The sequence below is a fragment of the Cyclobacterium salsum genome (assembly GCF_010119245.1).
In the GTDB taxonomy this organism is placed as follows: Bacteria; Bacteroidota; Bacteroidia; order Cytophagales; family Cyclobacteriaceae; genus Cyclobacterium; species Cyclobacterium salsum.
The window spans coordinates 1-21,098 of the sequence record NZ_WNKG01000009.1 but is presented as its reverse complement, the minus strand read 5'-3'; the positions used below and the strand labels follow the sequence as shown (position 1 = coordinate 21,098).

The following is a 21,098-nucleotide window of genomic DNA, read 5'->3' as shown; positions in this document are numbered from 1 at the left end:
CGCGCTCCCGGAAGATTCTGAAATATCAAATGCTGTAACCATTAGCCACCTTTGTATAGGTGCTAAAAATAAAAAACGAGACAGTCTCAGGCTGTCCCGTTTTTATGCTTTCGTTATTTTTTGCTCCAATCTTCCCAGCCACCGGCATAGTTCGATACGTTTTCGAAGCCATTGGCCCTCAGCAGGGAGTAGGCAATGGCCGCCCGGCCGCCACTCTGGCAATGGACGATCACCGGCTTGTCTTTGGAGACCTTGTCCAGGTTTTTATCCAGTTTGCCGACAAAGAGGTTGTCTGCCCCTTCAATATGACCTTTTTTGTATTCAGATGCTCCCCGCACATCAATTACCTGTGCGGTTCCTTTGTCCAATTGCTCTTTGACTTCTTTTTTATCGATGGCCTGGTACCTTTCAAGTTCCTTGCCTTCAAAATCGGACAATTGACTAGGGGTAATGTATCCCAGGATATTGTCCAAACCGATGCGCATCAGTTTGCGTGTCAGGTCTTCCACTTCGTTTTCGCTGGCGATCAGAACAAAGGATTCCTCGTAGTCCATGTACCAGCCCATCCAGGTGGAGAAGGTGTTGGTATTTGGGATATTCAGTGCTCCTTTTAGAAAGCCTTTGGAAAATGCCTCCGGCGTTCGGGTATCGATGATCTTCAGTTCCTCTTTTTTAGCCTGTTCGAAGGCTTTTTGGGAAAGATTTTTTACCTCTGGCACCTCGGTCAGCAGTTTCCGGTCTACCTTGTTGAGCTTTTTCATCATGGCAAAATACCGCGGTGGTTCGGGCTGGTCCGCCAGCAGTTCCTTGCCAAAGGCCGCCTTGTCATCCAACATCTGCAATGCCCAGTTGCGAATTTTTTCGTAGCCGATGGTGGATAAGGGCACTGCACCCAGGGATTTACCGCAAGCCGAACCGGCACCGTGCCCCGGCCATACCTGAATGAAATCCTGAAGTTTATTGAATTCCTGCAGGGAGTCAAACATCTGTGCCGCTCCGATTTCCTGGGTTCCTTTCAGTCCAGCCGCTTGTTCCAATAAATCAGGCCTTCCGACATCCCCGACAAAAACGAAATCACCGGTAAACAGCATGACGGGTTCCTGCGTAGCAGGTTTATCTGTGAGAAGGAAACTGATACTTTCAGGGGTATGACCCGGGGTATGCAGCACTTCAAAATTCAGGTTGCCCAATTTGACATGATCTCCGTGTTTAAGCTTGTTGTGCGGGAATTCGTATTTCCAATCTTTATCTCCCATATCAGAGAGGTACATTTCGGCACCTGTCAATTCGGCAAGCTCCCTGGAACCACACAGAAAGTCTGCGTGAATGTGCGTTTCCAAAATATGTGTAATTTTCAAATTATTGGCTTTGGCAATTTCCAGGTAGGTGTCCACATCTCTTTTCGGATCAATAACCGCCGCCACTCCGGCTGCCTGACACCCTATTACATAACTGGCCTGAGCCAGACTCTTATCATATACGAGTTCGAAAAACATGTTTTTTTATTTTTGTTATTACGTTATTTCACAATTTGGATAAAACATTTTGTATCACCCAATTCTTTTACAATGTTACGGATACTTTGTGTCTTGGCATGTGATAATTATTACCTAAGCGTAAAATGGATTACTTGTCGGAAATTGCTCCAGGAAAGCGGAAAGGATGGTGATTTTATTTATTCAATCTAAATAAAGGCTTGATTTTTTACTATTTCGGGAAAAATGTAGTAAAATTGCGCTTGTAAATCCTATGGAGGGATTGGGAAATTAGACATGTCCTCATGACTGCAGCCAAACTAAAACCCAGACAAACGTACGAAATTGACAGCCTTTCTGTCACGCCCCTGTTGGTTAGAATGATGGAAATGGGCATTCTACCCGGGAAAAAAATCAGCTTATTCAAAAAAGCACCATTTAACGGTCCCATGGCTTTTTTGATAGATGGCAACATCATTGCGCTGAGGATAGAAGAAGCAGACCTGATACAAATAAAAGAAGCCTAACGCATGGAAGTCGCCGAAAAGAAGGCCCTGAAAAGCATCGCCATCATAGGAAATCCCAATGTCGGAAAATCCAGTATTTTCAATCAATTAACCGGGTTAAACCAGAAGATCGGTAATTACCCCGGCATGACGGTGGATAAAATGGTGGGGCAGGTTCATGTGGGCGAAAAGCATTTTGAGCTGATCGATTTGCCAGGAACCTATAGTTTGTATCCCAAATCTGAGGATGAGATCATTGCACACAAAGTGTTGAATGGGCTGGGAGTAGAAAAGCCGGATGCGGCACTGGTGGTATTGGATGCCTGTAATCTGGAAAGAAGCTTACTTCTGGGTACGCAGGTAATTGATTTGGGTATTCCCCTGGCTTTTGTAATCAATATGAAAGACCTGGCTGAAAAGCGCGGGGTGAACATACACACATTTGCCTTGTATCAGCAACTCGGCGTGCCGCTGGTAATGACAGATGCCAGAAACAATCAGGGCATGGAAGCGGTTCGGGATCTCTTTCAAAAGGAGAATTTTGAAGTGGGTAAGCCCTTTCATAAGATGGGATTCCCCGACTTACTGGATGAAGTAAAAAGGGAATTTAAATTAGCAACCGACTACCAGGCCTTCCAGCAATTGATTTTTGCTGATTTTGATCCCTTGCTGCCATTGGATCAGCAGAAATGGCTGAAAGACCAGGCCAAAGCCCATGGTTTTGACGGCATGGAACAGCAAGCCCGGGAGACCGAACAGCGTTTGAGCCAGATTAAAGCATTGCTTTCCAGTACAGACTCTTCGGGAAAGGGAATCCCTAAAAAATTTCACGCCGCCCTGGATGCGGTTTTTATGCATCCGGTTTGGGGCTACCTTACCTTTTTGGCTATTATGCTGATCATATTTCAGGCTATTTTTGCCTGGGCAGAAACGCCCATGGACCTGATAGATGGTGCCTTTGCGGCAGCTAGTGGATGGGTTTCGGAAACATTCCCTCCAGGGGTGCTGACAGACCTGCTTTCAGAGGGCATCATTACAGGTATTGGTGGCGTGGTCATATTCATTCCTCAAATAGCCTTGCTTTTTGGTTTTTTGGCATTTTTGGAGGATACGGGTTATTTTTCCCGTGTGGTGTATTTGATGGACCGTATGATGCGGCCTTTTGGCTTGCATGGAAAGAGTGTGGTTCCCCTGATCTCGGGCATGGCCTGCGCCATTCCGGGGATTATGGCTACCCGAAACATCAGCAACACGAAAGAGCGGTTGATTACCATTTTGGTGACCCCCTGGATGAGTTGTTCGGCCCGACTTCCGGTATATATTATCTTGATTGGATTGACCGTTCCGGACCAATCCTGGATGGGGATCAACCTGCAGGCATTGGCCTTGCTTTTTATGTACTTATTAGGTACGGCATTTACGTTATTGGGTGCCCTGGCCTTGAAATATGTGTTGCGGACAAAGGAGAAAAGTTTTCTTATGACGGATCTGCCCATCTACCGCCTACCGCGTTGGCAGACCGTGTTGCTGACCATGTACAACAAATCCAAAGTATTCGTTCTGGAGGCTGGAAAAGTAATTCTGGCCATCTCGATCGTTTTATGGGTGCTGGCCAGTTATGGTCCCTCAGGCCAGATGGAAGCATTGGAAGTGGAAAAGGAACGCGCACTTGAAGCAGCCACCGACAATCAGAAACACGAACTGGCTTCTGAATTTGCGTCCAAACAGTTGGAAGCTTCCTATATAGGGATATTGGGAAAGGCGATCGAACCAGCCATTCGGCCCTTAGGGTATGATTGGAAGATAGGGATCGCTTTATTGACCTCTTTTGCGGCCAGGGAGGTCTTCGTGGCTACCGTGGCCACTATTTACAGTGTGGGGGAGGATGTCGAAGACGAACTTACGATAAGAGAGAAGCTGGATAAACAAGTACATGCGGATACGGGGGAGAAGGTTTTTAATCGGGCTACCGGATTTTCGTTGATGGTTTTTTATGCCTTGGCCATGCAATGCATGAGCACGGTAGCGGTAGTTTATCGGGAAACCAAAAGTTGGAAATGGCCCCTGATTCAAACGATTGGAATGACTATTGTGGCTTATTTGGGGGCGTTGGTCACCTATCAAATATTTATTTAATCATGTTACAGGAAGTCATTGTTGCAATTTTATTTGCGGGGGTATTGGTTTATTGGGGTATCCGCATTTGGCGTAAAAAATCCGCTAAAAACCAAAACGGTTGTGGTTGTGAAAAATGCGGTTAATTTTTTGTTGTTTTTATATCATTTTTATCGTTTTTCCCATTAGCTTTGATGCTAAAATTTTGTCAAATACCGTAGTTGGTATCCGAAAAAGCTAACGATACAATGAAATGGACCTACAGTGTTAAACATAAAATTACAGCCGCTTCGCTGCTTTTAGGCGTAATTGTCCTGGTAATGATTACCAACATCAATCAACGCAATCAAATAGAGGAGTTAGAATCCGCATTTGAAGCGATTTATAGGGACCGGTTGGTCGCGGAGAGCTACATTCTGGATTTTTCGGAAAAACTCCATAACCTGCAAGTAGCGATCAACGACCCGGCTAGTTCCTTATCCCAAAAACAACGGATTGCCGCGCAGCTTTTAACAGAAATAGATACCCTGAATCAGCTGTACCAGGCAACCCGACTGACGGAAGAGGAGGCCAGGTATTTTTTGCATTTTACCGGACTGACGGAGGAAATCGATTTAAGGCTCAAACAGGGTGATCTGGAAAGCGAGGAAGTGATGATTAAATCTGCGTTGATGGACTTGCATTCCCTTTCCCAAATCCAGTTAACAGAGGCGGATAAATTAAAATCAAAAACAGATCGCATTTTTCATATGGGTAGCATTATTTCCCAATTTGAACTCGTAGTCCTGATTGTCATTGGCCTGATAATACAAGTACTTTTATTTGCCTCCCGAACGACCATGCCGGCAAAGTGGTCAAAAAATACAGGGTTGAATTGATTTTTTAGGAATGGTCTCAGCCGACAGGTTGGTTTTTTCTAGAAATGGATTGAATGGCCTTTGCGGTGAGCTCAAAAGAGGCCAGCCTTTTTTGATGATCGTAAATATTGGTGGTGATCATCAGTTCGTTCAGGTGATTTTCGGCCAGGAATTTTTCTAAGCCTTGCTTTACAGTTTCATAACTCCCCACGAACGTATAGGCCATCATGTTTTGAAGGGCAGCAGCCTCATGCGGTGCCCAAATAGCATTCATATCCGATACAGGAGCTGGTAAAGGGTAGGAGCGACCTCGAATTATCCCCAGGGCCATCTGGTAGAAAGAAGTGGCAAGGAACTGGGCTTCTTCATCGGTTTCGGCCACCACCACATTGATGCAGGCAATCAGGTAGGGCTTTCGGGAAGTTGCTGAAGCTTGAAAATGGTTTTGGTAGTACCTGCTGGCTTGATGAAAATAGGTGGGAGCAAAATGACTGGCAAACACGTATGGTAAGCCCCGGGCTGCTGCCAGGTAGGCACTATCCATGCTGGATCCCAGCAGGTAAATGGGTACGTTTAAGCCTTCTGCCGGAAACGCCCTCACAGGAGCATCCAGGATGTCCTCCGAAAAATAGCCCTGCAACTCTTCCAGGTCCTGTGGAAACTCCTGAACAGACTCCATTCTTCCCCTACGTAAAACGGAAGCAGTGCGTTGGTCAGTGCCCGGTGCCCTGCCTAATCCCAGGTCAATTCTACCGGGATAGAGGGTTTCCAGGGTGCCAATTTGCTCGGCAACTATCAGCGGGCTGTGGTTGGGTAGCATGATGCCTCCCGAGCCCACACGGATACGCTCGGTTCCTTGGGCAATGTATCCCATCAGTACCGTAGGAGCAGCACTTCCCACATGGGGCATATTATGGTGTTCTGCCAGCCAAAACCGTGTATACCCCCAATTTTCAGCATGTTGAGCAAGATCCAGGCTTCTGCGGTAGGCATCACCCGCATCCTGATCTTTTTTGATAATGGCCAGGTCAAGAATGGAAAATGGGACTTCTGTTTGCATAGGTAGTTTAAACTCCCCCTGGAATTTTTTGGTTCCAGGTGGTTTGGTTGATTTTAATGAAGGTAATCGCTGTTTGTTTACCAATCTTACCTTGGAATGTTTTAAAGGACATGTTTAAAGCGTCATTAGGTAGAAAAGGCAAACGTAAAATGGAATATTTAAAGAAGTACTGAAATAGTTTTATAACTATATTTACTTTAATATTAAATTAAGATATTGCATTTCCATAGTGTAAAAATCTTTTCATTTGTATTTGGTTTGTTTTTCGTAATTATCGTATGTTTGGTATATATATTTACCTGTTCTTCCCTTATATACCCAAATAATCTGATGTCCAATGGAATTCCACACACTAAAAGACGTTGAACTTTGGCAATTGGTGGCCAATGGTGATCAAAAGGCCTTTGATCATATTTACCTTTCCCATTCCAAAGACTTGTATAAATACGGTTTTCGTTTCACTCAGGACACAGAATTGATTAAAGATGTTATCCAAGATGTTTTTATCCATATATGGGAGTCCAGAAATATGCTTTTCATTCAGAAGTCCATAAAATTTTATCTATTCTCAGCATTCAGAAGGGATATTATTAAGCGTGTTAGCGCAGCTTGTAACTACGAAAGTATCGAAGATTATCATTTTAAAATTTCCTGGGAGGTATCATTTCAGGAAATTCTAGAGGAAAACCAGATTAGTCTGGATTCTACCCATAAACTTAGCCGGGCTATTGATGCGCTACCTCTCAGGCAGAAGGAGGCAATTTATCTTCGGTATCTTCAGGGGCTGACCTATGATGAGATTTCGGAGTTGATGGGGGTACAGATACCCTCTATTTACAATTTAATATTTAAAGGCATTAAGTCTTTAAAGGCGGTTCTGGCACCTTCTGATTTCTCGACCAAAGTTTTGGTTTTATTCTTGTTCTTTTTGTTTTAACAATATTTTGAATCGAAGGATGGCTGATAAGTAACAAGGTTTATCTTTCCGGCAAAAAAAATCAATTTTTTATTTCATTTGGAGATGAGATTTCATAAAAAATTATCTCTTTAGAATATAACTGACCCAATTCATGAAAACCTATACCATCATAGAAGATTTTTTGGAAGACAAGTCTTTCGTAGAATGGGTTTTGCATTCGGATTCGGCTGCCAATAGCGATTTTTGGACAGAAATGGCCTCCAATAAAATAAAGGGACTGCCACTCAATCAGGCGAGGTTAATAATAGAGGAGTTGAATGCGGCAGGGGAGGAATGGGAAAAACAAGAGGAATTACTGGTGCTTTCTAAAATTCATCAACACATCAGAAAAGCCGAGGAGCCTGTCTATCCATCTCGGGTTAGAAAGGTACATTTCAACTATTGGAATATGACTCAGAAGGTTTTCTTCGTGTTGTTTGCTTCGTTGCTTACATTCCTTGCAGTAGATGTGGTGCAGAAAAATCGCTCAACAGAGCCGGAAATTGTTGAAAACCCAGTTTATTGGATCAGTAAGGCAAATCCCAAGGGGCAAAAATCCGAGATTCATTTGCCTGACGGTAGTTCTGTAATCATCAATGCTGAAAGTGAAATCAGGTATAAAAGTGATTTCGGAGTTACGAACCGCGAAATTCGTTTAGTAGGAGAATCTTTTTTTGAGGTAGCTCCGGATAGTTTGTTGCCGTTTCGGGTAATTTCAGGAAATATTACCACCACTGCGCTAGGAACTTCATTTAATATCAATTCGTACAACCCCGATCAAATCAATGTACAGTTGGCAACAGGCATAGTGGAGGTTGTAAACGATTCAAAGGAAAACCAATCCATTTATTTGAAGCCAGGTGAGGAAGCAATCTCGGTAGGGACTGAAAGAATAATAAAGGGCCAGTTTAACCCCAAAAAGGCATTTTTATGGAAATCTGGGATCTTGCTTTTTGACAATCTTTCAGTTGAGGAGTTTATTCGTACCCTTGAGCGCTGGTATGGAGTAGAGATAGCGCTGGAAAATAGCCCCCAATCTGGGTTGGAAATTTCAGGAAAATTTAAAGACACCTATTTGAGTAATGTACTGGAATCTATCGGATACGCGTATGGATTCGATTATAAAATTGACCAAAAAAAAGTTAAGCTAGTTTTTACACCCTAAATGAACTGGATGGGGAAAAAAAATCAATCAAAATAAGCAAAGCCAATGAGGATTCATTGACTTTGCCCGGCGAATAGGAAGGGTTATCAGGCACTTCCTATTTGCGCCTCTTGATTTACTGCGGATTAGTCACAATAAAACATGCAAATTTATGAAAAAAATATTACATGCCCTATGTATGATAGGAAAATACTACCTCTATGGATTCCTATTCCAGATGCTTTTTTTACCATTGATTTATGCGGCGCCTTCGAATGCTCAGGGATCACTGGATATTAAGAAAGTAGTCCTGAGTTTAGATTTAGAAAATGCATCTCTATCAGAGACATTTTCCGAAATAAATAAGTTAACGGAGTTTTCATTTATCTATGACAAACACCTGCTCGAAGATGCGGAGCTGGTGAATATCCATGTTAAGGAGCAAACTCTGGAGACTGTTTTATTAGCAATTTCGTCTTCCCACCGGCTGTCGTTCAAGCAGGTAGACGATAAAATCAGTGTCAGACTTTCCAAAAAAAGGAATATAGCAAATACGGTGCTTGTGGAGGTGACGGTTTCCGGTACAGTGGTAGATGCAAATGGGGATCCCATTCCAGGCGTAACTGTCTTTGTACCCGGTTCCAATTCAGGAACAGCCACGGATATGGATGGAAAGTATTCCATTGTAGTTCCTGAGGGCTCATCGCTGGTTTTTTCCTTTATCGGTTTTGAATCAAAGACCGTAGAGGTAGGAAATCAAACTACAATTGACATCACCCTGGAGCAAAGTGCACAGGCATTAGATGAGGTTATCGTTCTGGGTTATGGCACACAAAAGAAATCTGAACTTACCAATGCAGTAGTCCAAACTTCCGGTGAGGAAGTGAAGAAATCATCGGCTGTTTCCTTATCCAATGCGCTATCCGGAAGGCTTGCAGGTCTTTATGTTAACCAGCGAAGTGCGGTTCCCGGTTTTGACGATGCTCAGATTCTTGTTAGAGGATTCAATACTACTAGAAACAATTCAGCCCTAATTGTCATCGATGGAGTGGCCAATGCAGACCCCGATGGTTTGAATCGACTGGATCCCAATGATATTGAGTCTATTTCCGTGTTAAAAGATGCTTCAGCTGCCATTTATGGTGCCCAATCTGCTGGTGGAGTTATTTTGGTAACCACCAAACGTGGACAAACAGGGAAGCCATCGTTCAACTTTTCCAGTTCCCACCTGTTTCAGTCGCCGACAATGAAAGTAAAGTCGGCCGGTGTTTTTGACTACATGGATGTTCTCAATCGGAATAGAGTACTTGAGGGTGCTGGTCCGGTTTTTCCGGATGATCTAGTGGAATCTTTTCGGAACGGAGACAGACGAGCGGAAGATTGGTGGGATGCGTTGGTAGATCCACCTGCCACCATTTCCAGGCAGTCATTAACCATGCGGGGAGGTTCGGACCGTATTCGGTACTTTACCTCTGTAGGCATGGTGAATCAAGGCGGCATTCTGCGGGCAGATGATATCACCAAACTCAAACAATACAACGTTCGTGCAAACCTGGATGTAACGGTCACGGATGATTTGGAGGTTGGTATTGATTTATCGATTCGCCAAAAATTCACCCAATCTCCTCAAGGTGGGTCGGGTGCCATTGGGGCATTTGCTTCCACCAGCCCTTTACAGGAAGCCTACATCGGGGGGGATTACAGGTATCCAGGCGAAGGTTGGTCTCATTTAAATCCCGCCGCCCGGCTATTGAGTCCGGGGTATAGAAGAAATACCGGGGATGTTGCCAATGGTACTTTTAGGTATAAATACCAGATTCCATTTGTCGAGGGCTTATCTGTAGACGGTTTTGCCTCTATTGTCAAGACGTTCAACTATAATAAATCCTTTGATTATGTATGGGACTATTACGAGCGGAACGCAACAGGAGATATTGTAAAAAGAACATCCAGAACGGTGGAAGACATTGGGCTAAGGGAAGATTTTTCTCAAAGCACCATGATTACCTTAAATTCAAAAATTGCCTATGACAAAATTATCAATACGGATCATAGGGTAAGTGGATTTGTCGCGTACGAACAAATGACCTATGATGATAATTTCTTTTGGGCGCAACGGCTTGGATTTGACTCCCCGCAAATTGACCAACTTTTTGCAGGCAGTGAAAACAGGAGTCAATGGAACAATAGTGGAGGTGCCAGCCAAAATGCCCGGCAAAATTATTTCGGGCGACTGAATTACGAATTCAGTAATAAATACTTGTTCGGATTTAATTTTAGGTATGATGGCTCCCCTATATTTCCAAAAGAAACGAGGTGGGGTTTTTTCCCCGGCTTATCAGCAGGATGGGTGGTTAGTGAAGAGGCATTTATGTCTGACAATCTATTCAGCAATATGAAACTGAGAGCATCTTGGGGTAAATTAGGAAATGACCGGGTAGACCCTTTCCAATATATTGGTCGCTTTGGTTATGGGGCCGGTTGGGTAGTAAATGGAAACGACGTGCGGGGGATAGCGGCATTGACTACACCAAATCCAAACATTACCTGGGAAGTATCCGAATCGACGGATATCGGACTGGAACTTGGCTTTATGCAGGACAGGTTATCTTTCGAAATGGATGTATACAGAACGTATACAACCAATATTTTGGGTAGGAGACAAGCATCTATCCCTGGATATACAGGACTAATCTTACCGGATGAGAATATCGGGGAGATGAAAAGTCACGGAATTGAGTTTCAGTTGGGATTCAGGGAGAATATCGGTCTGCTTAATTACCGGATAAATGCCAATTACTCCTTTAACGACAATGAGATCATCTTTTTTGATGAAGTACCTCAGGCAGAACCCTATCAAAACCTGGAAGGTAGGCCAATAGGTTCTGAATTAGTGTATAATGCCATTGGCATTTATCGCACGCAGGATGATTTGGATTCTTATGTCAGTTACCCTAATGCCACATTAGGTAGCCTTATTTTTAATGATTTAAACGATGATGGAGTTATTGACGGAAATGACCGGTATCGGTACAATATTAACGCATTTCCGAGATCTCAATTTGGAATGACCATTGGGTTTGATTTTAAAAACTTTGATCTGACGATGTTGCTTCAGGGTCAAGACGGGGGCAAGTTCAGGCTTGATAATGGATTTGATACGGGAGCCAACGGAAATGGGCTTGCCTATGTCGCCAACAATACCTACGATCTGGAAAATGTCGATGCCATTCTTCCAAGAATTCGCCCGGTAGGGTTTGCTGCAGAAAACAATGATTTCTGGTATCATAATTCAAGGTGGGTTCGGTTTAAATCCGCTGAATTGGGATATAATTTACCGGGTGATCTCATGGAAAGAATCGGTATTTCGGGTTTACGAATTTATTTGTCAGGAGAAAATTTATTCATGATTTATAATAATCTGGCAGAATTTGGTGCGGGGGATCCTGAGTTCCTTAGCGGAAAAGGTGGAACGTATCCGAATATGAGAACATTGGGTTTTGGTCTTAATCTTTCTTTTTAAAAAAAAAGTTATGAAAAACAGAATTGAAAAAAGCAACCTGATGAAAACGTTATTTTCCCTGCTTTTGATTGGGTCTATATTCTTTTCCTGCAACGAAGATCTCCTGGAGGTTACACCTTTGGATGCGATATCTGAGGAAAACGTGTTTACGGATCCTACCTTTCTTCAGAATTACGTGTACAACATGTATAATGGAATTAAGCCACACTGGAGCCCTGGAAGCGGTGGCTACATTGGAATGACAGATATCGCCGTTTCTGCCCCAGATACACACAACCGGTCTGCTGGAATACGGCAATATCTGGAAGGAAATAGCACCCCGGATAACATCACCCAATTGACGAATATATGGGCTGAGGAATACGATTTCATACGGAGAGCCAATATTTTCTTTGAAAAAATAGAAGGATCAACCATCGATCAAGAGGTATTAGATGGAATGAGGGGTGAAGTCCATTTCCTCCGAGCATGGATGTATTTTGAACTGGTCAGAACCTTTGGAGGGGTGCCGTTAATCACTGAAAGCTTTAGCTTAAGTGACGAGTCCTTTGATGTTTCCAGAAACAGTTACGAAGAATGTGCTCAGTTTGTATTGGATGAAGCAGAACTGGCAATTAATCTATTGGATGGTGCAACACCCGCTGCCGGAAAAGTAAGTAAAGAAGCCGCAATGGGCTTAAAAGCCCGGATGTTGCTTTACATGGCCAGTCCACTTAATAACCCAACCAATGACATGAGTAGATGGCAGGCAGCCGCTACGGCCACAAAAGCCGTAATCGATGCGGGTTTTACCTTGCACCCAACTCACGAGGAATTGTTTCTGCAGCCTCTGGAAACGAACGAAACCATTTTTGGCAGGACCTATACGGCTGGATCAAGGATTCCTGACTGGGGCTATAATTACGATTATTGGCCAAGCGGTTTTGATGCCAGACAACGTTTGATGCCCACCCAGCATTTTATTAATATGTTTCAAATGGAAAATGGAGAATATCCTTATTTACCGGACGGAATGACTGTTAACCCTTCTTCCGGTTACGATGAGCAAAATCCAAATGTAAACAGGGATCCAAGGTATTACAGCTATATTTTATATCCTGGGGCTGGTCCAGTAAATATCATCGATGGGTCCAAAAGTACCCAGCGATTGTATGAATATTGGGAGGATGCTAATCCCAATCCCGATAACCAACCGCCCTATGAAAACCCAAATAAAATAGATCCGATAAATAATCAGACCCTTTTTGATTTTGGACGGGATTCAAAAACGTATTGGGTGAAAGGACTGACACCGTTTCACTGGAGAGTCCAGACAGGCTATACGTTTAAAAAATTGTTGGACTTTCAAGGACCTAGAGCAAGTTTCGATTTTGATTACAGCCAAACTACCGTATTCATGCGTCTGGCTGAGTTCTACTTGAATTACGCAGAAATTCAAATTGCATTGGGTAATGAAGATTTGGCAAGAGAATATATAAATAGGGTGCGGCAAAGACCGTCAGTGAATATGCCCGATATTACCAGCTCAGGCGATGATTTGATCCGGGACTACAGAAACGAGCGTGCCATCGAATTACATTTGGAGGACATGCGTTTTTGGGACCTGTTACGATGGAAAGCCGCCCCTGGAAATATCGATATGAACCCAATAAGGGGACTTAGCAGTGTTACGATGGATTGGTCCACCGCAGAGGAAGGGGATTTAATGGGTACCCTGCACTATACCTATGGAGAGGTTATTGAGTCAGACCCGCGTTTCCCATGGCCTGGAGATTATTACTATCGCTTTCCGATTCCAAGAGAAGAGATTCAACGTAGCAATAATAATATTCAGCAAAACCCGGGATACGGAGATTGATCGTCTGGTTTAATTAGAACTGACTTTTTTCCACAGAGATATGAAAGGGATACCGGCTTTTCTATCTCTGTGGAAATTTTGCATAAATAGTTGAAAAAGGTCTTATTCAAAAAATGCTATTTTAAATGAAAAACGGCTTGTCTACCAGGTGCTCAGAGGATAAAATAGTCCGTAAAACGAGGAATTTATTACCAGTTGCCTTACTGTGTTTACTAGGGGGATGTGGTAGTTCTACCGATGAACGAACATTATTCAATGAACTCCACTCAAATGCCACAGGAATCGACTTCTCGAACGAGCTGACCGAAAATGATTCAATAAACTATTTTAACTACATGTATATCTACATGGGAGGGGGAGTAGCTGTAGGGGATTTTAACAATGACGGTTTACAAGACCTCTATTTTACAGGGAATATGGTTCCTAATAAACTATACCTCAATAAAGGTGATTTGAAATTTGAAGACGTAACGGAGCTTGCCGGAGTAGCCGGCGACGATAGGTGGATGACCGGAGTAACCGTGGGTGATGCCAATCAGGATGGATGGTTGGATATTTATGTGAGCGTTTCCGGTAAATGGGAGACAACAAAAAACCTCCTATTCATTAACGATGCCAAGGAAGGGGATATCCCCTCATTTACTGAAATGGGAGAAGCCTACGGTCTTGCCGATGAAGGGAATAGCACGCAGGCTGTTTTTTTTGACTACGACGGGGATGGGCTACAGGATCTGTATGTCATCAATTATCCGATTGTGCCATCTCGTACCAGTATGGTAGAATACCTGACCTACCAGTATGCGGCACCCTATCACCGGAGCGACCGGCTTTATAGAAATGAGGGAAATGGAAACTTCACAAATAAGACAAGGGAAGCCGGACTTGATAAATATGGCTTGTCATTGGGCGTGTCTGTGGGAGACTTTAATCAGGATGGTTGGCAAGATCTGTACGTATCCAATGATTTTAGTACACCTGATTTTTTCTATATCAATAATCAGGATGGTACATTCACGGATTTTAATCTGGACCTAACCAATCATACCTCCTATTTTGGAATGGGAACGGATGCAGCGGATTTCAATAATGACGGTTACCTGGATATCTATCAGGTGGATATGATGCCAAAAAGCTACCGCAGGGCAAAGGAAAATATGGATAGCATGGATCCGGAGCGGTTTTATTCTATGGTCAAAAACGACATGCATCATCAATATTCCATAAATACACTCCAACTGCACATGGGCAATGATGGCAACGGTCTGCCTCGGTTTGGAGACATAGGTAAAATGGCCGGGGTGTCCTCAACAGACTGGAGCTGGGCTTCTCTTTTCGCTGATTTTGATAATGACGGTTTTAAGGATATTTATGTTACCAATGGAGTAAGAAGGGATATTAACAACAGTGATTATTTTAGGAGTGATGAGGTTCAAAATTTTGAAGAAGGGAATTCGCTTGATTTAACCAAAAAAATACCATCTGAAAAAATCAAGAATTTCGCCTTTCAAAACAAGGGAGATCTAACCTTTACCGATGTATCCGAAAACTGGGGAATTAATTTTAACGGGTTTTCAAACGGTGTAGCTTACGCGGACCTGGATAACGATGGGGATTTAGATTTAGTGATCAATAACCTGGATGATCAGGCAAGCATTTATGAAAATGAAGCCAATAAATTGGCAACTGCTAATTTTTTACAAATTGAGCTAAAAGGGAATGTTACGAATCCTTTGGGGCTTGGCGCGAAAATTTGGCTGGAAACGGATTCGATGACGCAATACCAGGAACTCACCTTGACGAGGGGTTTTCAATCCTCTGTGGATCCTACTATTCATTTTGGCGTGGGGAAGGCGGTCTCGGTAAATCGAATAAAGGTCCTTTGGCCCAACGGCCTTCAAAGTAGTATGGATGATGTGCCCGTAAATCAGAAAATAACGATTAACGCATCCGATGCGGTAGAAGTCTTGGATGCTGAAGCAGAGCTGCCGCCTACTTTTTTTAAGGACATTACTTCGGACATATCATTGGATCACAAACATTCTGAAAACACGTTTAACGATTTTCACTATCAGGTTTTGCTCCCTCACAAGATTTCGGAATATGGCCCTGCACTCGCAGTGGACGATATAAATAACGATGGATTGGATGATTTTTACATAGGGGGATCCAGTGGTGATGCAGGGAAAATGTATACCCAAAACCCGAATGGGACCTTTACCGAGATACTCCCGGAATTGTGGAAAGCGGACAGGTTTCAGGAAGATGTCGGGGCGTTGTTTTTTGATGCGAATGGAGACGGATTGCCCGATCTTTATGTTGTGTGTGGAGGAAATGAGCTAAGAGCAGGGGATGAGTTTTATCAAGATAAATTTTATTTAAATAAGGGTGACGGGGTATTTGAGAAGGTAGAATCGGCACTTCCGATTTTGAGAGAAAGTGGCTCAGTGGTAGTTGCTTCGGATATAGATCAGGATGGTGATTTGGACCTTTTCGTGGGAGGTAGAGTAACACCCAGAAATTATCCACATACACCAAAAAGTCGTATTTTAAAAAATAATAGTAGTAAGGATGAAGTAAAATTTGTAGATGTCACCGAAGAAGTCGCTCCAGATTTACTGAATTTGGGAATGGTGACCCAGGCAGATTGGGTAGATGTGGATGGAGATAATTTGGATGACCTCATGTTGGTTGGTGAATGGATGGGGATTACCTACCTACAAAATAAAGGTGGTAAATTTATTAACCGGTCCGAAGCCTCGGGGTTGGGGGATACTAACGGCTGGTGGTTTGGTCTACATGCGGCGGATTTTGATCAGGATGGTGATATGGATTTTATCGTCGGGAATCTTGGAAAAAATTACAAATACCAGGCAAGTGAAGCGTCTCCTTTTAGCCTATATGTGTATGATTATGATAATGATAGCAGGGATGATCTTGTATTAAGTTATTTGAACCAGGGAGTTAGGGTTCCGGTACGTGGGAGAGAATGCTCTTCCCAACAGATTCCAGCCATTAAAGCAAAATTTAAAGATTATAAATCCTATGCTTCCGCCAGTTTGGAGCAGATTTATACTTCTGAAGATCTCGAGAAATCGTTGCATTTTGAGGTAAAAAGTTTTGAACATCAGTACCTGGAAAACCTGGGAGATGGCACTTTTAAGATTACCCCCTTACCTTTTTTCTCTCAAATATCATCCATAAATTCCTTTGTTTCATTAGATATTAATGAAGACGGATACCTGGATATTCTTTACGCTGGAAATCTTTATGGATCGGAAGTAGAGACGCCAAGAAATGATTCTAGTTATGGAGGGGTATTGCTAGGAGACGGGAATGGTGGTTTCAAAAGCCAAATGCCCTATCAGAGCGGTTTGATGATACGGGGAGAAGTAAAATCAGCCAAAAAGATGAAATTGGCCGATGGTAACGAGGGCGTTTTATTTGCCAAAAACAATGACTTCCTTCAACTTATCCGGATTGAAAGAAAGCAAAACTTGAATTTTGCGGCTATTTCTCCGATTAATCCATAACTTCTGCTGGTAAATCCTTGCTTTCCAAAAAGGCCTTGAACACCCAAAACATGAAGGAGTACACCATTCTATATTATTTGTTTTTCGCTTTATTTATTGCTTTGACAGCTTGCAATAAAGGAAAGCGAGCAGAGACTGTCCGTTCGGGCTCCAATGCATTGATCCACGAAACCAGCCCCTATTTGCTGCAACATGCCAATAATCCGGTTAATTGGGTGCCATGGAGTAATGAAGCCTTGGAGCAAGCTAAATCTGAAGGAAAGCTTATATTGGTCAGTATTGGATATTCTTCCTGTCATTGGTGTCACGTAATGGAATCCGAAACTTTCGAAAATGAGGAAGTTGCTGAGCTAATGAATACACATTTTATTAATATTAAAGTCGACAGGGAGGAGCGACCCGATATTGATAACGTATACATGACTGCTCTTCAATTAATCACAGGTAGCGGGGGCTGGCCGCTCAATGTGATCACATTGCCTAATGGAAATCCATTGTACGGAGGAACGTATCATACGCGTGAGCAGTGGACCCAGGTTTTGCTTGATGTAAACAAATTTTACACGGAAGAACCCCAAAAAGCAACGGAATATGGAGAAATGCTGGCAAAGGGTATTCAGGAAACAAATAAAATAATTCCAGTATCCAATTCTGACGGTACCGACGCAGCCAGTTTGGAGGAAAGTGTAATTAAGTGGAAAAATTCTTGGGATGTGGATTGGGGCGGAGATAGGGGAGATGAAAAATTCATGATGCCCACAAACCTTTCTTTTCTGTTGAATTATTCGAGGCTACTGAAGAATAAGGAATACAAGGACCATGTCCGAAACACCTTGGACAAGATGGCTTTTGGTGGAATTTATGATCAGGTGGGGGGAGGATTTTTTAGATATAGCACAGATACTTATTGGAAGGTGCCGCATTTTGAAAAAATGCTTTACGACAATGCGCAGATGCTTCGTGTGTATTCTACTGCTTATAAGGTATTTAAGGAGGGAAACTATCGGGAAATCGTGGTAGGGATCAGTGATTTTTTGGAACGTGAAATGAAACACCCCGCCGGAGGATACTATGCGGCATTGGATGCAGATTCAGAGGGAGTTGAAGGAAAATACTATGTATGGGAAGAACGTGAACTGAAATCTATCTTGACTGATGATTATGATGTGTTTGCGTCCTATTATTCAATTCCATCGCAACGCGTATTGGGCGATAGTTCTCTGATTCTTTTCCGGAATAAATCAGATACTTTCTTTGCATCGGATCAGGGAATACCGTTTAAGGAGCTTGCGACTATGCGAACGAAATGGAATTCACTGCTGCTGAATGCGCGACAAAAACGTACGTTTCCTAGAAAAGACGATAAGGTCATCACTTCCTGGAATGCCCTGCTAATGATCGGTTTCCTGGATGCTTATGCAGCCTTAGGAGATGAAAGCTATTTGAATAAATCACTTGAAATTCTTGATTTTCTTCAAACCAATAGCCTCCGGGGAAACCAACTAATTCACTCCTATAAAGAAGGCGGAGATCATGTACCGGGATTTCTGGAAGATTACGCGTTTCTCATTGAGGCATTAATAAAGTTATATGGTGCGACTACGAATCAAGATCACTTGGATCTTGCCGTGGCCTTAAATTCCTATGTGATTAGAACATTTTCGGATGAGACCACAGGTATGTTCCGATTTAATCAGAAAGAGGAAATGATATCCCCGCTTGTACTTACTCATGACGGCGTTTTACCCTCTCCCAATGCTTCTATGGCACTGAACTTATTCCATCTCGGCCATCTTTTGGGTGATAAAGCCTTTTTGGATAGGTCCAAAAATATGGTAGCTTCAATGGTACCAAATATCCTTTCTGATGGACAGGCCTATGGGAAATGGAATGAATTGCTGATGCATATTTCTCACCCCTACATGGAGGTAGCAGTAGTGGGAGAAAATTCGAAAGCCTTAATTCAGCGTTTGAACAAAATACACCTGCCCAACACCTTGATAGTTGGCGCTGCAGAAGAAAGTAATCTTCCGTTATTTACTAATAGGCTGGTTTCGGATAAGACCCTCATTTATGTCTGTAAAAATAATACCTGTAAACTTCCGGTTGCTTTACCAGAGCAAGCCATTGACTTAATCAATACTTCCTATGAAGAGCAGTAAGCTATTTTCCTTGTTTCTAGTTATTTATTTGGGATTAATTGCTGGTTGTGGTAGTAACTCTTCAGCAAATTTAGGTGACAACCCCTTAGGAGAAGATAACCTAGCTTATAAATGGGCTCACATTGCTTTGGAAGCTACCGCAAATGATACCGAGAGATTTAACCCCCGGCCTACAGTAACTTCCCGCTATCTGGCCTTGATTTTTGTTTCTATCTTTGACGCCTGGTCTGTTTATGACAACAAAGCAGTACCCGTCTATTTGAAAAATGTATCCAAGCAGACCCTAGCGGAAAGAACGTTGAAAAAAAAGGAAGTTGCTATTAGTTATGCAGCTTACCGTACACTTTTGGAATATTACCCTGCTGATAGCTTGCTTTTTACAGATTTCATGTTGAGTTTGGGTTTGGATCCCACAAATGTTTCCAAAGATCCTGAATCTCCCGAAGGAGTCGGAAATTTGGCAGCGTTCCAGGTAATAGCTTCCCGGATGGGAGATGGTTCTAATCACTATGGTGAGGAGCCTGGTTCTTCGCAAACACCCTATTTTAATTATACCGGATACAAACCCACCAATTCAGCCGATGAAAATGTAGACCTTGGCAGGTGGCAACCCAAATATTTTTCTGATGGCAAGGGAGGTAGGTTTGCGCCTGAATGCTTGACTCCTTTTTGGGATAGCGTCAAACCAATTGGGCTCAAATCAGCAGACCAATTTCGTCCTGTTCCCCCTCCCGAAATAGGGTCTGAAAAATTAAGGATAGAAATTCAGGAAGTAGTAGAAGTTCAGTCCAATCTGACAGATTATCAAAAGGCATTGGTCGAGTACATGCGGGATGGACCCCAATCCGTCCAGCAGGCAGGGCATTGGCTTAGGTTTGCGCAGGATGTTTCGAAACGGGACAATCATACCTTGGATCAAGATGTGAAAATGTATTTTTATAATCAGGTAGTAGCGATGGATGCGTTTATAGCTGCCTGGGATTCTAAGATGTTTTACGATTATGCCAGGCCCTTTGCATTGGTCCATGAAATTTTTGGAGACCAAATGATCCATGGTTGGGGTGGTGAAAAAGTAGGTATGACTAAGATGTTGGGTACTAAATGGCGTCCTTATTCTCCGGAAGTTTTCCTATGTCCGCCATTCCCAAGTTATGTGTCAGGACACAGTGCCGTAAGTGGTGCCTGCGCAGAGGCACTTAGGTTGTGGACAGGTAGCGATGATTTTGGAAAAAATGTTACCTTGATTGCCGGAGCCATGACTGAACCCGATTTTTTGGGAGATACCGTGGTGTTAAATTTTCCAACCTTCACTGAAACTGCTGAAATGGCCGGTATTTCCAGAGTTTTGGGGGGCTATCACATCCAGTCTGATAATCTGGAAGGCCTTGAACTCGGTCGAAATGTTGCCAATGAAGTATGGACTTTTTATAAAGCCCATACAGGAGATTAGCTTGGTTGGTTTAAGGATGAAAACGAATTACTTAAGTGATTTTTGTGGGAAATTTCCGAATAGATTTCATCGGGGCAAGATGAGATTCACCTCGTATTTATCTCTTCTTAGTAATAAAGTTTATTTCTGCAATCAATGAGGATAATTAGTAGTTTAATTTTAATAGTTCTTATATCTGGATGTCAAACGAGCGAACGGAATCAGGAATTACTTGATACTTCAGACCAGATCAGCTATAATTTCCATGTTCGCCCGCTTCTTTCGGACAATTGTTATGCCTGCCATGGGCCGGACGAAAACAAGCGGGAAGCTGGACTGCGACTGGACCTGGCCGAGAGTGCTTACGCGGCGTTAAAGGAAAACCCCGAAGCCCATGCCATTGTACCCGGCAAGCCCAACGCGTCCGAAGTGATCAAAAGACTGGAGAGCAGCGACGAATCCGAAATGATGCCCCCTCCGG

The 21,098-nt window shown here is 43.0% G+C and carries 14 protein-coding genes; 12 read left to right on the top strand and 2 right to left on the bottom strand.

The features are described 5' to 3' along the window. Nucleotides 1-113: 113 nt before the first annotated feature. Entirely contained in the window at nucleotides 114-1,496 is a 1,383-nt protein-coding gene (locus GJS45_RS16425; RefSeq protein ID WP_162342961.1) for an MBL fold metallo-hydrolase, read from the bottom strand. A gap of 284 nt (nucleotides 1,497-1,780) precedes the next feature. Between GJS45_RS16425 and GJS45_RS16420 the strand changes: the two genes are divergently transcribed. The 4 genes from GJS45_RS16420 (at nucleotide 1,781) to GJS45_RS16405 (ending at nucleotide 4,974) form a co-directional block, all read left to right on the top strand. Further along, complete coding sequence (locus tag GJS45_RS16420) at nucleotides 1,781-2,002, top strand: FeoA family protein (RefSeq protein ID WP_162342960.1); 222 nt, start codon at nucleotides 1,781-1,783, stop codon at nucleotides 2,000-2,002. Between the two features lie 3 nt (nucleotides 2,003-2,005). Continuing rightward, nucleotides 2,006-4,117: a ferrous iron transport protein B gene (feoB, locus tag GJS45_RS16415; RefSeq protein WP_162342959.1), complete on the top strand. Its 2,112-nt coding sequence runs from the start codon at nucleotides 2,006-2,008 to the stop codon at nucleotides 4,115-4,117. A gap of 2 nt (nucleotides 4,118-4,119) precedes the next feature. Further along, nucleotides 4,120-4,242, top strand: a complete 123-nt coding sequence (locus GJS45_RS16410) for a FeoB-associated Cys-rich membrane protein (protein WP_162342958.1) — start codon at nucleotides 4,120-4,122, stop codon at nucleotides 4,240-4,242. Nucleotides 4,243-4,344: 102 nt separating this feature from the next. Then, nucleotides 4,345-4,974: a hypothetical protein gene (locus GJS45_RS16405; protein WP_162342957.1), complete on the top strand. Its 630-nt coding sequence runs from the start codon at nucleotides 4,345-4,347 to the stop codon at nucleotides 4,972-4,974. A gap of 16 nt (nucleotides 4,975-4,990) precedes the next feature. Here the strand turns inward: GJS45_RS16405 and GJS45_RS16400 are convergent, their stop codons facing one another. Next, the gene (locus GJS45_RS16400; protein WP_162342956.1) at nucleotides 4,991-6,013 is read right to left on the bottom strand and encodes an LLM class flavin-dependent oxidoreductase; all 1,023 of its coding nucleotides are present in this window, start codon (nucleotides 6,011-6,013) and stop codon (nucleotides 4,991-4,993) included. 337 nt (nucleotides 6,014-6,350) lie between these two features. On the opposite strand from GJS45_RS16400, the gene GJS45_RS16395 reads away from it, so the two are divergent. The 8 genes from GJS45_RS16395 to GJS45_RS16360 form a co-directional block, all read left to right on the top strand. Beyond that, nucleotides 6,351-6,950 carry an RNA polymerase sigma factor gene (locus GJS45_RS16395; protein WP_162342955.1) on the top strand — a complete coding sequence of 200 codons (600 nt, stop codon included), beginning with the start codon at nucleotides 6,351-6,353 and terminating at the stop codon, nucleotides 6,948-6,950. A 133-nt stretch (nucleotides 6,951-7,083) separates the two neighbouring features. Next, entirely contained in the window at nucleotides 7,084-8,136 is a 1,053-nt protein-coding gene (locus tag GJS45_RS16390) for a FecR family protein (protein ID WP_162342954.1), read from the top strand. Nucleotides 8,137-8,287: 151 nt separating this feature from the next. Then, a complete protein-coding gene (locus tag GJS45_RS16385; RefSeq protein WP_162342953.1) occupies nucleotides 8,288-11,638 on the top strand; it encodes a SusC/RagA family TonB-linked outer membrane protein in 3,351 nt (1,116 codons plus the stop codon). A 10-nt stretch (nucleotides 11,639-11,648) separates the two neighbouring features. Further along, entirely contained in the window at nucleotides 11,649-13,496 is a 1,848-nt protein-coding gene (locus GJS45_RS16380) for a RagB/SusD family nutrient uptake outer membrane protein (RefSeq protein ID WP_162342952.1), read from the top strand. A 335-nt stretch (nucleotides 13,497-13,831) separates the two neighbouring features. Continuing rightward, entirely contained in the window at nucleotides 13,832-17,026 is a 3,195-nt protein-coding gene (locus GJS45_RS16375) for a VCBS repeat-containing protein (protein ID WP_202928108.1), read from the top strand. 50 nt (nucleotides 17,027-17,076) lie between these two features. Then, on the top strand, nucleotides 17,077-19,188 hold the full coding sequence (locus tag GJS45_RS16370; protein WP_162342950.1) for a thioredoxin domain-containing protein: 2,112 nt from the start codon (nucleotides 17,077-17,079) through the stop codon (nucleotides 19,186-19,188). Further along, nucleotides 19,175-20,638 (top strand): vanadium-dependent haloperoxidase, encoded by a 1,464-nt coding sequence (locus tag GJS45_RS16365; protein ID WP_162342949.1) that lies wholly within the window; start codon nucleotides 19,175-19,177, stop codon nucleotides 20,636-20,638. The genes GJS45_RS16370 and GJS45_RS16365 overlap by 14 nt, the downstream gene beginning before the upstream one ends. 135 nt (nucleotides 20,639-20,773) lie before the next feature. Then, the coding region (locus GJS45_RS16360; protein ID WP_317165110.1) for a c-type cytochrome domain-containing protein at nucleotides 20,774-21,098 on the top strand (325 nt) is incomplete at its 3' end.